The 14,493-nt window shown below is 71.5% G+C and carries 12 protein-coding genes; 9 read left to right on the top strand and 3 right to left on the bottom strand.

What is annotated here, in order from left to right; genetic code table 11:
- Window positions 1-4 precede the first annotated feature (4 nt).
- The 5 genes from ACTWPT_RS19490 to ACTWPT_RS19510 all read left to right on the top strand — a co-directional run bounded on the left by ACTWPT_RS19490 (window position 5) and on the right by ACTWPT_RS19510 (window position 5,815).
- Window positions 5-2,029: a glycoside hydrolase family 2 protein gene (locus tag ACTWPT_RS19490; RefSeq protein ID WP_443178839.1), complete on the top strand. Its 2,025-nt coding sequence runs from the start codon at window positions 5-7 to the stop codon at window positions 2,027-2,029.
- A 360-nt stretch (window positions 2,030-2,389) separates the two neighbouring features.
- Window positions 2,390-2,833 (top strand): signal peptidase I, encoded by a 444-nt coding sequence (gene lepB / locus ACTWPT_RS19495; protein ID WP_443178840.1) that lies wholly within the window; start codon window positions 2,390-2,392, stop codon window positions 2,831-2,833.
- Window positions 2,834-2,865: 32 nt separating this feature from the next.
- Window positions 2,866-3,381 (top strand): MauE/DoxX family redox-associated membrane protein, encoded by a 516-nt coding sequence (locus ACTWPT_RS19500; protein WP_443178841.1) that lies wholly within the window; start codon window positions 2,866-2,868, stop codon window positions 3,379-3,381.
- A 14-nt stretch (window positions 3,382-3,395) separates the two neighbouring features.
- A complete protein-coding gene (locus ACTWPT_RS19505) occupies window positions 3,396-3,941 on the top strand; it encodes a TlpA family protein disulfide reductase (RefSeq protein WP_443178842.1) in 546 nt (181 codons plus the stop codon).
- Window positions 3,942-3,946: 5 nt separating this feature from the next.
- A complete protein-coding gene (locus tag ACTWPT_RS19510; protein ID WP_443178843.1) occupies window positions 3,947-5,815 on the top strand; it encodes an ABC transporter ATP-binding protein in 1,869 nt (622 codons plus the stop codon).
- A gap of 67 nt (window positions 5,816-5,882) precedes the next feature.
- Here the strand turns inward: ACTWPT_RS19510 and ACTWPT_RS19515 are convergent, their stop codons facing one another.
- Window positions 5,883-6,704: an AfsR/SARP family transcriptional regulator gene (locus ACTWPT_RS19515; protein ID WP_443178844.1), complete on the bottom strand. Its 822-nt coding sequence runs from the start codon at window positions 6,702-6,704 to the stop codon at window positions 5,883-5,885.
- 260 nt (window positions 6,705-6,964) lie between these two features.
- Here ACTWPT_RS19515 and ACTWPT_RS19520 point away from each other — a divergent pair, with 260 nt between their 5' ends.
- The 3 genes from ACTWPT_RS19520 (at window position 6,965) to ACTWPT_RS19530 (ending at window position 12,018) form a co-directional block, all read left to right on the top strand.
- Complete coding sequence (locus ACTWPT_RS19520; protein WP_443178845.1) at window positions 6,965-10,192, top strand: BTAD domain-containing putative transcriptional regulator; 3,228 nt, start codon at window positions 6,965-6,967, stop codon at window positions 10,190-10,192.
- A 92-nt stretch (window positions 10,193-10,284) separates the two neighbouring features.
- Complete coding sequence (locus ACTWPT_RS19525; protein ID WP_443178846.1) at window positions 10,285-11,427, top strand: FAD-dependent monooxygenase; 1,143 nt, start codon at window positions 10,285-10,287, stop codon at window positions 11,425-11,427.
- Window positions 11,428-11,460: 33 nt separating this feature from the next.
- Window positions 11,461-12,018, top strand: a complete 558-nt coding sequence (locus tag ACTWPT_RS19530; RefSeq protein WP_443178847.1) for a hypothetical protein — start codon at window positions 11,461-11,463, stop codon at window positions 12,016-12,018.
- Here the strand turns inward: ACTWPT_RS19530 and ACTWPT_RS19535 are convergent.
- The gene (locus ACTWPT_RS19535) at window positions 12,008-12,826 is read right to left on the bottom strand and encodes an SAM-dependent methyltransferase (RefSeq protein WP_443178848.1); all 819 of its coding nucleotides are present in this window, start codon (window positions 12,824-12,826) and stop codon (window positions 12,008-12,010) included. The genes ACTWPT_RS19530 and ACTWPT_RS19535 overlap by 11 nt on opposite strands.
- A 275-nt stretch (window positions 12,827-13,101) precedes the next feature.
- Here ACTWPT_RS19535 and ACTWPT_RS19540 point away from each other — a divergent pair, with 275 nt between their 5' ends.
- Window positions 13,102-13,287: a hypothetical protein gene (locus ACTWPT_RS19540; protein WP_305924348.1), complete on the top strand. Its 186-nt coding sequence runs from the start codon at window positions 13,102-13,104 to the stop codon at window positions 13,285-13,287.
- 3 nt (window positions 13,288-13,290) lie between these two features.
- Here ACTWPT_RS19540 and ACTWPT_RS19545 read toward each other — a convergent pair whose 3' ends face one another.
- Window positions 13,291-14,388 (bottom strand): serine hydrolase domain-containing protein, encoded by a 1,098-nt coding sequence (locus tag ACTWPT_RS19545; protein WP_443178849.1) that lies wholly within the window; start codon window positions 14,386-14,388, stop codon window positions 13,291-13,293.
- Window positions 14,389-14,493 lie beyond the last annotated feature (105 nt).

A 14,493-nucleotide genomic window follows, 5' to 3' on the forward strand; every position in this document is an offset into this window, starting at 1 on the left:
CATCATGACGCCGCGTGCGGAATATCCCCGGCCCCACTTCGACCGGTCCCACACCTGGTCGAGCCTGAACGGTGAGTGGGACTTCCGGGCCGACGCCGAGCCGGGCTGGAACCGGACCATCACCGTGCCCTTCGCCTGGGAGACCCCTGCGTCGGGCATCGAGGCCCACTGGCTGCCGGTGGCCTGGTACCGCCGCCAGATGACCGTCCCGCAGGCGTGGGCCGGTCAGCGGGTGGTGCTGCACTTCGGCGCCGTGCACCACGAGGCCACCGTCTGGGTCAACGACATCGAGGTGGTCACCCACCGGGGCGGCTACACGCCGTTCGAGGCCGACATCACCGACGCGCTGCGCGACGGCGCCCAGGAGGTCGTGGTACGGGTCTCCGCGCCGCTCGACAAGCGCGAGATCGCACACGGCAAGCAGCGCAGCATCCCGCGGGACGACTTCGACGGCGTGTGCTTCACCCCGTCGTCGGGGATCTGGCAGAGCGTCTGGCTGGAGGCACGTCCCGCCACCCATCTGGCCGCGCTGAGCCTGCGTCCTTCGGAAGGGCTGGACGCCATCGAGGTCGAGGCCCGGGTGGCGGGCCGGTCGGAGGGCGTGCTCCGGCTGACCCTGCGCGGGACGAGCACGACCGTCGAGATCCCGGTCGCTGCTCGGCTCGTGCGCGCCACCCTCCCGGTCGCCGATCCTCGCCTCTGGCGCCCTGAGGACCCGCACCTCTACCACGTCGACGCCACGCTCGTCTCGGCCGACGGCACGGACGACGTCGCCGCCTACACGGGGCTGCGCCGGATCGAGGTGATCGGCGAGGACCTGTACCTCAACGGCCGCCGCCTCTTCGTACGCGGCGTGCTCGACCAGGGCTACTGGCCGCGCACCGGCATCACCGCACCGGGCGACGCCGCGCTCCGCCACGACCTGGAGCTGGCCGCCGCGGCCGGATACAACCTGGTCCGCAAGCATCTCAAGCTGGAGGACCCGCGCTTCGTCCACCACGCCGACACGCTCGGCATCCTGGTGTGGGCCGAGCCCGCCGCGACCGGCCGCTTCTCCGCCGAGTCCGTGGCGGCGTTCGAGGAGCAGATCGCGCCTATGGTCGAGCGCGACGGAAACTCCCCGGCGATCGTCATCTGGGGCTTGTACAACGAAGAGTGGGGCCTGGACTGGGACATCCCCGGCGACCCGGCCAAGCAGCAGGCCGCGGCGCGGGCGTACGACCTGCTCAAGGCCCTCGACCCGACCAGGCCCGCCGTAGACAACTCCGGCTGGACGCACGTCAAGACCGACTTGCTGGACTGGCACTACTACGACGAGTCCGCCGCCTCCTGGGGCAGGACCGTTGCCGCGCTGCTCGACGGCGATCAGGACGACTTCCCGGTACGGCTCGGCCCCGACTACGTCGTACGCAAGAAGCTGGCCGGCGTCCACTCGCAGCCCCTCCGCGGCCTGCCCAACCTCAACAGCGAGTACGGCGGCGGCTTCACCAGCGTGGAACGCGCCTGGCACCTGCGCTGGCAGACCCAGGAGCTGCGCCGCCACGACCGCCTGGCCGGCTACGTCTACACCGAGCTGTACGACATCGAGCACGAGTCCGCAGGCCTGCTGGACTTCGAGCGCCGGGTCAAGGACCTGGCCGGCGTGGACCCGGCGCACGTGAACGCCACGACCACACTCGTCCTCGACGTCGTCCCCGTCGCACCCGGCCGCGACCTGCTGACCGGGATGCGCGAGATCACCGTGCCCGTCCGCGTCTCGCACCACGGCACGGAGCCGGTCAACGGCCACCTGCACACCGCCTGGACCCCCGTCTTCGGCCCCGCCCCCTCCGATCACGGCGCCGGGCCGTGGATCGAGGCCAAGCCGTTCCTGCTCAGCACCCCCGTCGACGTCCGCACCGAGCTGCCCGCCGGCTGGACGAGCGGCCGCCTGCACCTCGCCCTGGTCAGCGACGGCGTCGTCGTCGCCCGCTCGGCTGTGGACGTGGAGACCCACACCGCCCCGCTCATCGGAGACGACCGCCCCTAACAGAACAAGAGCGCGGCGGAGCCGGATCAGCGTGGGCCGCGACCTGATGACCGCCACGATCGGCTGACCTGGTGAATGTATGCACGCCATACGCGCTCAGTATGTGAATTGTCAGGCCCGTTTCTAACGTTTCCGATGATCCCCAAACGCCAGACGAAAGGCGGTTCGCGTGAGAATCGGAAAGTTGAGCGACTGGCTTCTCTCCAAGGTGGTCCCGGAGCACTCTGCCCAGGCGGCTTGTCCGTGCTGGTACGAGGGCAACTCCTGCCTCGTCCGCAAGTGCTGCACCTGGGGTGCCTCCTGCGGTACCGGCGAGACGTGCGGTCCCTGGCACTGCAACTGCTGCTGACGGCCGCATAGATGACCATGTTCGCGTGGATGGCCGGTCTCCTCGCGGTCGCCGGGCTCCTGCTCGTTCTCCTGCACCTGCGACGCCGGCTCGCCGTCGTCGTGGTGTCCGGCCTCAGCATGGAGCCGACCTTCCACGCGGGCGACCGGCTCCTGGTCAGGCGGACGCGGCTGGCCCGGATCTCCGTCGGGGACGTCGTCGTGTTCGAGACGCCCGACTGGCTGGGCATCGGCGAGCCGCCGCCGCCCGAGCGGCGCTGGATGGTCAAGCGAGTGGTGGCGCTGCCCGGCGACCCCGTCCCGGCCTCGGTCCGAGCCGTGGTGCCGGAGCCCCGGGTGGCGCCGGACCGGCTGGTCGTCCTGGGCGACAACCCGCCGGCCAGCTTCGACTCCCGGCAGTGCGGCTTCATCGACGCCGGCACCTTGCTGGGGGTCGCGCTCCGCCGTATCTCCTGACCGGCCGTCCGTCGTAGTGGGAGGAAAGCTCCGTGGAGTACGTCGCCCTCGGCTGCCGCAGTCTGGTGGCCCTGCTGTTCCTCGTGTCGGCGGCGAGCAAGCTGCGCGGCAGGAGCGCATACGCCGATTTCCTGGCCGCGACCCGCCGGCTCGCGCCGCCGTGGCCGCCGGTACGCGTGGCGGGCGCGGCCATGGTGGCCGGCGAGCTCGCGATCGTGGTGCTCGTCGCCGTGCCCGGCACCGTACGGGCGGGGTTCGCCCTGGCGCTGGGCCTGCTGGCGGCGTTCACCTGCGCGATCGTCGCCGCGCTGCGGCGGGCCGAACGCGCCCCCTGTGCCTGCTTCGGCGCCTCCGACCGCCCACTCGGCTACGGCCACGTGGCACGCAACCTCGTCCTCATGGCCGTGTCGGCTCTGGGACTCCTTACGTACGCGCCCGTGACCGGCGATGTGGTGGCCATGCTGACCGCCGTCGTCGCCGGAGCGGTCGCCGCGATCGTCGTGGCCCTCGGCGACGACCTGATCGACCTGTTCAGCCCGACTGCCTGACCTGGAGGTCAGCCATGCCTTATGTCGTCACGCTCGTCATCCTGCTGGGCGTGCTCTGCCTGCTGAACCTCGCGCTGACCGTCGGCGTGATCCGGCGGCTGCGCAAGCACTCCGAGGCCCTCGCCTCCCGCTCCGACGACGGGCACGGGCGTCAGGCGATCCTCCCCGAGGGCGCCGTCACGCCGCCGTACGACACCGTGGCCACCGACGGATCCACCGTCTCCCGTGACCTGACCACGGAGCCGGTCCTGGTGGGCGTCTTCTCTCCTGGCTGCGACGCCTGCCACAAGGCGATGCCGGACTTCCTCGCCTCGGCCGAGCGCTTCCCCGGGGGTCCTGAGCAGGTCCTCGCCGTGATCGTCGACGAGAAGGGAGACACGGGACCGCTACGGGCGGAGCTGGAGCCGGTGGCCCGGGTGGTGGTCGAGGACATGGGCGGGCCGGTCACGTCGGCGCTGCAGGTGCAGGCGTTCCCGGTCTTCGCGATAGTGGGCGGCAGCGGCCGGATCATGGCCAGCGGGCTGAGGTTGAGCCAGGTCTTCTCTTTCGCCCGGGCATAACCGCCGTGACCTCGGAGACCACCTTCCCTGAGATCGCCGCACCGGTGGCGGAGGTGCGGATGAAGACCAGCCCGGCCGCGCTCGCCCGGGCGCTCGGGCTGGCCTGGCAGGCGGGCCGGTGGCACGTGCTCGCGTACGCGCTCCTGGCCCTGCTCGAAGCGGCCGTGCCCGTGGCCGCCGCCTGGCTGACCAAGTCGGCACTGGACGTGATCGCGTACCGGACGTCCGGTTCGTCCGCGCTGGTGGGGGTGGGTGCGGGACTGGCGGTGGCGGGCGTGGCGGCCATCACGCTCCCGCACGTCTCCAGCTACCTGCGCCAGGAGCTCCAGCGCCGCACCGGCCGCCTGGCCCAGGACCGGCTCTTCGCCGGCGTGGAGCGGCTCGCCGGCCTGGCCAAGTTCGAGGACCCCGCGTTCCTGGACCGGATGAACCTGGCTCACACGTCAGGCGGCGCAGCCCCGAGCGCGGTGGTCTCCGGGACGCTGGCGGTCGGCCGCGGGCTCGTCACGGTGCTGGGCTTCCTCGGCTCGCTGCTGGTCCTCAGCCCGCTGCTGGCCGGCGCGGTCCTGGTGGCGGCGCTCCCCGCGCTGGCCGCCGAGCTGCGCCTGTCGCGCCAGCGCGCGTCCATGATGTGGCGGATCGGGCCGATGGAACGGCGCGAGCTGTTCTACCGGCAGCTCCTGACCAGCGTGCGGGCCGCCAAGGAGCTGCGCCTTTTCGGCGCCGGCCGGTATTTCCGGTCCAGAATGAACGCCGAACGGCTCGCGGCCGACTCGGAACGCCGCAGCCTCGACCGCCGCGAGCTGGGCGTCGAGGGCGGACTCGGGCTCTTGTCGGGCGTGATCTCCGGGGGCGGGCTGATCTGGGCGTTGTTCGCCGCCGTCGAGGGCCGGCTCACCCCGGGCGACATCGCCCTGCTCGCCACCTCGATCGTCGGCGTGCAGTCGGCCCTCGCCGCGCTGGTCGGCGAGGTGACGATGGCGCACCAGCAACTGCTCAACTTCAGCCACTACCTGACCGTGACCACCGCCGAGCCCGATCTGCCGGTCCCCGCGAGGCCGGCGCCGCCGCCAACCCTGCGGCACGGCATCGAGTTCCGTGACGTGTGGTTCCGCTACTCTCCCGAACATCCCTGGTCATTGCGCGGCGTCAGCTTCACCATCCCGTACGGCTCCGCGGTCGGGCTGGTGGGCAGGAACGGCGCGGGCAAGAGCACGCTCGTCAAGCTGCTGTGCAGGTTCTACGACCCGGACCGGGGGGCGATCCTGTGGGACGGCGTCGACCTGCGCGACCTCGACCCCGCAGAGCTACGCGGCCGGGTCGGCGCGGTGTTCCAGGACTATATGGAATACGACCTGACCGCTGCCGAGAACATCGCAATCGGCGACGTGGCGGGCCGCGACAGGTCGGCCGTCTCCGCCGCCCGTATCGAGGCCGCGGCCAGGAAGGCAGGCGTGCACGACACGGTCAGCGCGCTGCCACGCGGCTACGACACGCTGCTGACGAGGATGTTCTTCGGGCCCGACCCCGAGGCCGGGGTGGTGTTGTCGGGCGGGCAGTGGCAGCGGCTCGCGCTGGCCCGGGCGGTGCTGGGCGAGGGGCATGATCTGCTGATTCTGGATGAGCCGAGTTCGGGGCTGGACGCCGAGGCCGAGCACGAGATCCACAACCGGCTGCGCGCGCATCGTGCGGGGCGTACCAGCGTGCTGATCTCGCATCGGCTGGGAGCCGTGCGGGAGGCGGACGTGCTCGTGGTTCTCGACGACGGGCAGGTGGTCGAGCAGGGGACGCACGAAGAGCTGATCACGCTGGACGGGCTCTACCGGAAGCTCTTCGACCTGCAGGCCCAGGGCTACCAATCCGCCGATGCCTGACCCCGTTCTCGGAGGACCATCGTTCTCCTCTCTCAAGATCCTCAGCCGACGGGAGGAGGCGGGGCGATCAGCGGCGGCCGGTGAAGCGGAGCCGGACGGGGCGGCGGTGGCAGCGGGGGCGGCGGCCGCGCCAGCCCAGCGCGGGGCCGCTCAGGCGCGGATCCCGGTTCAGCATGAGCTGGTGCAGCTCGGCCAGCTCCGGCCCGGGCTCGATGCCGAGTTCGCGGTCCAGCGCCCGCCGCGCCTCGGCGTACACCGTCAGCGCGCCCGCCACGTCCCCGGTGCGGTAGAGCGCCAGCATGAGGTGCCCCCACAGGCGCTCTCTGGTGGGCCGCAGCGCCAGCGTCTCACGGAGGCCGCCGATGATCTCGCTGTGCCTGCCGAGCGCCAGCCGGGCTCGCGCGCACTCCTCGATCGCCAGGTAGCGCTGCTCCTCCAGCGCGTCGAGCTGGGCGGCCACCCCCACCGTCCTGGGCAGGTCCTCCGCCGCGGCGCCCCGCCACAACGCGAGCGCCGCGGTCAGGTATCCCAGCGCCTCCTCGTAGCGGTCGCCGCCCATCGCGCCGCGCCCCTGCCGTACCAGCTCGTTGAAGTCGGCGACGTCCAGCTCGCCGGGCTCGACGGCGAGGCGGTAGCCGGGCGGGTGCGCCCGCAGGCGGCCGAGCAGGTCCTTGCGCAGGAGGTTCGCGTAGCTGCGTACGTTGGCCAGCGCCGACTTGGGCGGGCTGTCCTCCCACAGCGCGCTGAAGAGGCGGGCGTGGGAGACCGCACGGTTCGGCTCCAGCAGAAGCCGGGCGAGCATGAGCCGCTGTTTCGTCGTCCCCAGCGGCACGTCAACGCCGTCTCGCCACAGCCGTACCGGTCCGAGGATGCCGAATCGCAGACCCATGTTCCCCCCGAACACACGATTTTGGGAGCGCTCCCACGACACGCTACGTACGTGTCGATCATGTGTCAATGGCCTGTCAACCCGCGCCTGCACGGCATGAAAGTTTCACCCGTCGACGCAGGTCAGGCCACCGGCCGCGGGCGGACGTGCTCCCGCCTGCGGCCTCCTGACCGAGCGTCCGTCCCGCGGCTAATGACCGAGCGCCGCGGGACGGGCGCTCGCTGGCCCAGGCCCGCAGGGGCATGCGGGACAATCAGGGCGTGCAGTTCGGCATCTTGGGGCCGCTCGCGGTGCGATCGGGGGACGGCGCGGCCGTCGAAGTCGGCGGTCCCCGGCCGCGCGCCCTGCTCGTGCTGCTGCTGCTCGACGCGGGGCGGATGGTGAGCATCGAGCGGCTCATCGACGGCCAATACGGCGACCGCCCGCCGGCGGGGGCCGCCAACGCCATCCAGGCGCAGGTCTCCCGGCTCCGGCGCCGCCTGCCCGCCGGCGTGATCGAATTCCACGGAGCCGGTTACCGACTGGCGGTCGATCGCGAGGACGTGGACGCCCACCGGTTCGAGCGGCTCGCCCGCGAGGGGCGGCGGCTACTCGCGAACGGGCTCTACGCGGCTGCGGCCGCCTTGCTCCGTGACGCGCTGGACCTGTGGCGAGGGCCGGCGCTCGCGGACGTGTCCGACGCGCCGTTCGCGGGACCGCAGGCGCGGCGTCTGGAAGAGGCGCGGCTGGCGGCCATGGAGGACCTGCTGGAGGCCGAGCTGGCGCTCCCGGAGGCCAGCCCGGTAGGCGCGCTGCGGGAGCTGGTGGCCGCCCATCCGCTGCGCGAGCGGGCGCGGGGATTGCTGATGCGGGCGCTGCTGGCCGCCGGACGGCAGGCAGAGGCGCTCGCGGTGTACGACGACACGCGGCGGCTCCTCGCCGACGAACTCGGCGCCGATCCCTCGCCCGAGCTCACAGCCCTGCATCTGGAGATCCTGCGGGGCGAACGGCGCCGCGAACGGGTCACCCGAACGGCACCGCCGACCCAGCTGACCAGCTTCGTGGGGCGAGCGGAGGAGCTGGCCCGCCTCGACGCGCTCCGCGAGGCCCGCCTGGTGACGATCGTCGGCCCTGGCGGCACCGGCAAGACCCGCCTCGCCATCGAGGCGACCACAGGTGAGAACATTCGTGCCGGGGACGTGTGCTTCGTTGACCTGTCGCTGGTGGACGGCACGGGACAGGTGGCGATGGCGGTGCTCGTGGCTCTGGGGTTGCGGGAGCCGGCGCTCCGCCCGCCGACCGTGACCGGATCGGCGCTCGATCCTACGGAACGTCTCGTCGCGGCGCTGGCCGGGCAGGACCTGACGCTCGTCCTGGACAACTGCGAGCACGTGATCGCCGAGGCCGCCACGCTCGCCCGGCGCCTGCTCGCCGCCTGCCCCGGCCTCACCGTCCTGGCCACCAGCCGAGAGCCCCTGGGGATCACCGGCGAGCACCTGGTCCCGCTGACGCCCCTGCCCACCCCGCCGCCCGACGCCGAGCACCCGTACGGCTACCCAGCCATCAGGTTGTTCGCCGACCGGGCGGCCACCGTGCGGCAGGGTTTCACGGTCGGCCCGGGCAATCTGGACGCGGTCCGGCGGATCTGCGCCGCGCTGGACGGGTTGCCGCTGGCCATCGAGCTGGCGGCGGCCCGGGTACGCACGTTCGGCATGGACGAGATCGCCGACCGGCTGGCCGAGCACGGCAGGTTCAGGCTGCTCTCGCGCGGCGACCGCACGGCCGCCGCCCGCCATCAGACGCTGCACGCGGTGGTCGAGTGGAGCTGGAGCCTGCTGGATGCCGAGGAGCAGGCGCTGGCCAGGCGGTTCTCGGTGTTCGCCGGAGGTGCCGGGCTGGAGGCGGTCGAGCGGGTCTGCGGTGAGGACGCCGCCGGGCCGCTCGCGGGCCTGGTGGACAAATCGCTGGTCGAGACCGACGGCGAGCGCTACCACATGCTCGACACCATCCGGCTGTTCTGCGCGGAACGGCTGGCGGAGGCAGGCGAGGAGGACCGGCTCCGGCAGGCCCATGCCGCCTGGTTCCTGGAGCTGGCCAGGCGCGCCGACGAGCATCTGTACCGGGCCGAGCAGCTCGACTGGCTGGCCCGGCTGTCGGCCGACGACGCCAACCTGCGGGCGGCGCTGCGGTGGAGCGTGGAGCAGGACAGGCCGACGGCGTTGCGGCTGGTGGCGGCGCTGGCGATGTACTGGTGGCTGAGCGGGCGGCGCGCTCAGGCGACCGGGCCCGCCGTACGCCTCCTCGACGCGATCGGGCCGGAGCCCCTCCCCGGGCTCAGCGAGGAGTATGTGCTGACCGTGCTGCACGCCGTACCGGATCCCGGGTCGCCGCACTGGGAACGGGCGCGCGCCATCGTCGAGTCGTTGGAGCGGCCGTGGCACTCCCGGTTCGGTGTGGCCCTCTGGGGCATGATCGCGGGACCGTCCGCCGAGCGGGGAGCGGATACGCCGGGCTCTCAGGTGCTGGGCTCCGATCCGTGGAGCCGGGCGCTGGGCCGGCTCGGTCATGCGTTGATGGCGCTGATGGGCGGCGAGATCGCGGAGGCCGAGCGAGGGATGGAGAAGGTGCTGGCGGACTTCGGCGCGGTGGAAGAGCGCTGGGGGAAGGCGCAGGCACTCGACTGGCTTGCGTTGATCGCCGGCTGGCGTGGCGAGTGGGCGCGCGCCATGGGCTTGTGGAAGGACGCGATCGGGCTGCTCGAGGAGCTCGGCGCGCTGGATGAGCTGGCGGACGTGTTGGGACGGCGGGCCGAGGCCCGCCTGCGTGCCGGGGACGCGTCGGGGGCGCGCGCCGACTGCGAGCGCGCCGGAGATCTGGCGCGGGCGATGGGCAGGCCCGGGCTCACCGCCGCAGTACGGCTGCGGCTGGGCGAGATCGCCCGGTGGCAGGGCGACCTGGCCGGCGCGGCCGATCGGCTGGCCGCCGCGCTGGAGCTGTCCGCTGAGGACGGCGTGTTCACCGCTACGGGCATCAGGTCACGGGTGCTGACGGCGCTCGGCCGTCTCGCCGAGGCGACCGGTGACACCGCGGAGGCGGGCCGCAGGCACCACGAGGCACTGGCCGCGGCACTGGCCTCTCCGCTGACGACCGACCTCGCCGACGTTGCCGAGGGCCTGGCCGGCCATGCGCTCTTCGCCGGCGCATCGCCCCACGCAGGCGAGAACGCTGCGGAACGGGCGGCGGTGTTGCTCGGGGTGGCGGTGGCGCTGCGGGGGACGACGGTGGCCGGGGACCGGGACGTTGCCGCGGTCGCTGCCGCTGCCGCCCTCACCCTGGGTCCCGAGATGTTCGCGGCGGCCTTCGCCAAGGGTGCGGCCATGGACAAGGACGCGGCATTGGCAGCACTGCGAGCAGGCAGCGCGAGCGACCCGGAAGACGCGGGCGATCCGCCCGGGGCAAACGGCACAAGCAACGCGAACGGCCCGGGCGGCGCGGACGGCAGGCAGTGAGGGAGGAGTGAGGGAGGGCCGCTGACAGCGGGTGGGGCGACTGTCAGCCGGTGGTCGCTGGGTTGTCAGCGCGCACGGCGAGTCTGCCTGGCATGAGCAACGCGAACATCCTCATCTCCGGCGCCAGCATCGCCGGCCCGGCCCTGGCCCACTGGCTCGTCCGCTACGGCTTCAACGTCACGGTCGTCGAGAAGGCCCCGGCGCTGCGCCTCGGCGGCCAGGCCGTCGACTTCAAGGGCGAGACCCACCGTACGGTCCTGACCCGCATGGGCATCCTGGACGAGGTCCGCAAGCTCCAGACCGGCGGCACCGACCAGCTGATCGTCGACGCGAACGGCCGCACGCTGGCGGTCATACCGGGCGAGTTCACCGGCGGCGACCTGGAGATCAAGCGCGGCGACCTGTCCAGGCTCCTGTACGAGAAGACCGCCCCGTCCTGCGAGTACGTCTTCGGCGACTCGATCACCTCGCTCACCGAGACCGCCGGCGGCGTGCATGTCACGTTCGAGCGCGCCGCACCCCGCACGTTCGACCTGGTGGTAGGCGCGGACGGCATCCACTCCAACGTCCGCCGCCTGGCTTTCGGCCCCGAGTCCGACTATGTCCGGCATCTCGGCCACTACTACGCGCTGGTGGACTCGGAGGAGGACTTCGGCCCGGTCTCGATGATGTACAACGAGCCCGGCAGGCTGGCGGCGGTCGGCGGGCCGAAGGCCCCGGCGTTCTTCGTCTTCGCCTCCGACCGGCTGGACTATGACCGCTACGACGCCGGGCAGCAGAAGGACATCCTGGCACGCGCCTTCGCCGGCATGGGCTGGCAGGTCCCCGCCGTCATGAAGGCTGTGCACCGCGCCGACGACGTCTACCTCGACTCGATCAGCCAGGTCAGGATCGACCGCTACAGCAAGGGCCGCGTGGTGCTGCTCGGCGACTCCGCGTATGGCAACACCCTCGGCGGCTTCGGCACCGGCCTGGCGATGGTGGGCGCGTACGTGCTGGCCGGCGAGCTGGCCGCGGCCGGCGGCGATCACCACGTGGCCTTCGCGGAGTACGAGCGCCTGCTCCGCGGATACGCCAAGATCGCCAAGAACGGCAACGCCGGCCCCTTCCTCGCCCCCGCGACCCCGGCCAGGATCCGGATGCGCAACTGGATCTTCAAGTACCGCTTCCTGCTGGCTTTGATGATGAAAATGGGCGACAAGTTCGCGACCGACATCGACCTCAAGACGTATTGAACTTTTGCCACATCCGCCGCATCCAACCCCGACGTGACCAGATTTCAGCAGCTCGCAGCCCTGTCCGCCGCGACCGTGGCCGCAGCGATGATCGCCGTCCCCGGCACCGCCCAGGCCGCCGCCCGCCCTTCGTGCCCGATTCCCGCCAACGCGAAGTCCAGGACCGATGAGCCGGCGAAAGGCGGCAAGGCACTCAAGGGTGTCCGGCTGCACTACCTCCCGAAGGGCTTCACGCATGGCGAGGTGATCGTCGACAAGCATGACGGCCTCACCGAGTACAGCTACCTGTGGTCGGACGACCGGGACGACCTCGACAGGAAGCGCAAAATGCTTTGGGTTCGGGTGGTGTGCTGGCCGGAGGCACGCACACTGGCCCAGCTGAAGAAGGCGCCGCTCCACCTGGGGACGTTCGCCGCCGCGAAGACCGCGAAGATCGGCGGCCGCAAGGTGCTCACCAAGGAAGGTGACGGTGCGCTGGGCCCCGGCCGGTATTCAGGCTGGGTCGAGCGCGAGGGTGTCATCGTCACCGTGATGGCCTCCGAGCCGCTCGTCCCCCGGCTCGGCCAGATCATCAGGTGGATCAGGCTTTGAGCCGCCCCACCCCGGCCTTGATCAGGAGCTGCGGCTCGCTGTCGAGCAACGGGAGGTGATCTTCGGCCGGGCCGACGTGCCACTGGTGGACGGGCACCAGGCCAGGCTCGATCAGCTCGAACCCGTCGAACAGCCTCAGCACCTCCTCGTGCCCGCGGAACCTGCCCTGGGCCGATGTCCTGGCCGTCGCCATCTGGAGCTGGCTGATCGCCTCCGGATCACTCTCCGCCATCGCGTGGGAGATGATCAGGTAGCTGCCGGGCGCCATCCGCTCCCTGAAGGCGGCCACGATGCCGGCGGGGTCCTCTTCGTCCATCACGAAGTGCAGCACACCGACCATCAGCACGCAGACCGGCTGGTCGAAGTCGATCAGGCCGGTGATGTGCGGGTCGCCGAGGATGTCCGCGGGGCGGCGCAGGTCGGCCTGGAGGGAGGCGATGCCGGGGGCGTCGGCCAGCATCACCTCGGCGTGCATGCGCACCACCGGGTCGTAGTCCACGTAGATCACCCGGCAGGCCGGGCTGACCTTGCGGACGGTCTCGTGGATGCTGGGCGAGGTCGGGATGCCGGTGCCCAGGTCGATGAACTGCCGCACGCCCTGCTCGGCCACGTGGCGTACAGCCTCGATCTGGAAGGCCCGGTTGGCCCTGGCCACCAGGCGCGTGTCCGGGGCCACCGCGAGGACCTTCTCGGCGACCGCGCGATCGATGGCGAGGTTGTCCTTGCCACCGAGAAGGTAGTCGTACACCCGGGCTGAACTCGGGACACTCGGGTCGACACCGGGCGGAACGCGTTCTAGCTCGGTCACGTAAGCGCCGTCTCCTTCGCCAAGTACTACGTGGGCCCATCCTACTCGGCTCCTTCGTGAGGACGAACGGCCAGGAGAGAACACGTTCTCGTTACCGAGGTGCCGCACCGATAGGGGCCGTGGAGATCGCGTGGAGGTGTGCGGCGCCGGGGCCGCCGGGCCGGGATTGTAACGCCGAGCAGGACCGTAAATACAGCCAGATGGCCGATGCGCTTTGGACATCGGCCTGTGCATCCTGGTGAGGAGGGTTCCCATCGGAGAGGAGTCACGAGGGCATGGAGATCGCGGCAGGCCGCCCGACCGTTGTCTTGGACAATGGCGTGGTCGGCAGGGTCATGCTGGCACATCCGTCTCGGCGCGACCTCGTGCTCGTGCTCGGCATGGACGGCACCCTGCTGAGCTGTCAGCTCGGCGACATCGCGTGCGTGGTGGGAGGCAAGCCGCTCTGCCGCGACGGCTGAGGGTCAAGCACGCGTGACGAGGTCGCCGATCAAGCCGGCGGCCGCGAAGTCGTTGGTGAGCCGGTTCTTGGTGAGTGCGAACGCCACACCGGTCGCGGTGTCGGCCCAGGCCGCACTTCCGCCCGCGCCCCCCACTCCGAACACCGTCGGATTCTCCTCGGCCGTCGTGAGACCGCCGATGGAGTACCCAAGCCCCCACGTCGAAGGCATGCCGAACACCTCGTCGACCCCGCTGGAGACCACGGCCGTCACCTCACGCAGCCGTCCGGCGGAGATCAGCCGTGTCCCGTCCACCTCGCCGAGCAGGGCCGCGTACATGCGCGCGATGGCCCGCGCCGAGGTCTTGCCGCCCGCGGGAATGTCGGCGGACAGATAGTCAGACCGGTTGCCCAGCTCCGCGGTGGGCATCAGCGTCATCGGGCCGGCCTTGAACATCGGCAGGTCCGCCGGCATGTCCGCGAACGCCGACATGTCCACCGGCGCATCCTCCAGCCTCGCCAGGCGCGCGTGCTCCTTCTCCGGCATCCCGAAGTACAGCTCGCCGGCCATGCCCAGCGGGGTGGTGACGTCCTCGAGCAGCACCTGCGAGATCGGCTTGCCGGTGGCCCGCCGGACGATCTCGCCGACCAGGAACCCGAACGTGTAGGCGTGGTATCCGACCTTCGTGCCAGGCTCCCACCACAGCTCGGCGTCTTCCAGTGCGGCCACCATCGTGCCCCAGTCGCACACGTCCTCCGGCGTGGTGTCGAGCGGCACGCCCGGCACGCCTGCGGTGTGCGACAACACGTGCCGCACGGTCACGCCTTCCTTGCCGTGCCGGCCGAACTCCGGCCACAGCTCGGCCACCGGCGTGTCGTACCCGAACAGGCCCCGCTCCACCAGCACGTGCGCGACCGTCGCGGTGGCGCCCTTACCGATCGAGAAGTTGTAGAAGGGCGTGTCGGGGGCGACGGGGCGGCCGGTCTCCGGGTCGGCCACGCCGGCCACCACGTCCACGATCTGCTCGCCGTCGCGGTAGACGGCCACCTGGAGCCCGCGTTCCTCGCCGGACTCGACGAGCCTGTCGGCTGCTTCCTGCACCTGCTTCTGAAGATCCGTCATGGGGGGGGCTCCTTCGGGAGGTCGGTGAAACTAGACGGTACGGTACTCGTTCGAGTACGGAACTGTCCAGTACCCAGTTGGGAGGGGCGGAGGGCTGCCTTCCTC

It is taken from the genome of Nonomuraea sp. 3N208, assembly GCF_052245935.1.
Taxonomy (GTDB): domain Bacteria; phylum Actinomycetota; class Actinomycetes; order Streptosporangiales; family Streptosporangiaceae; genus Nonomuraea.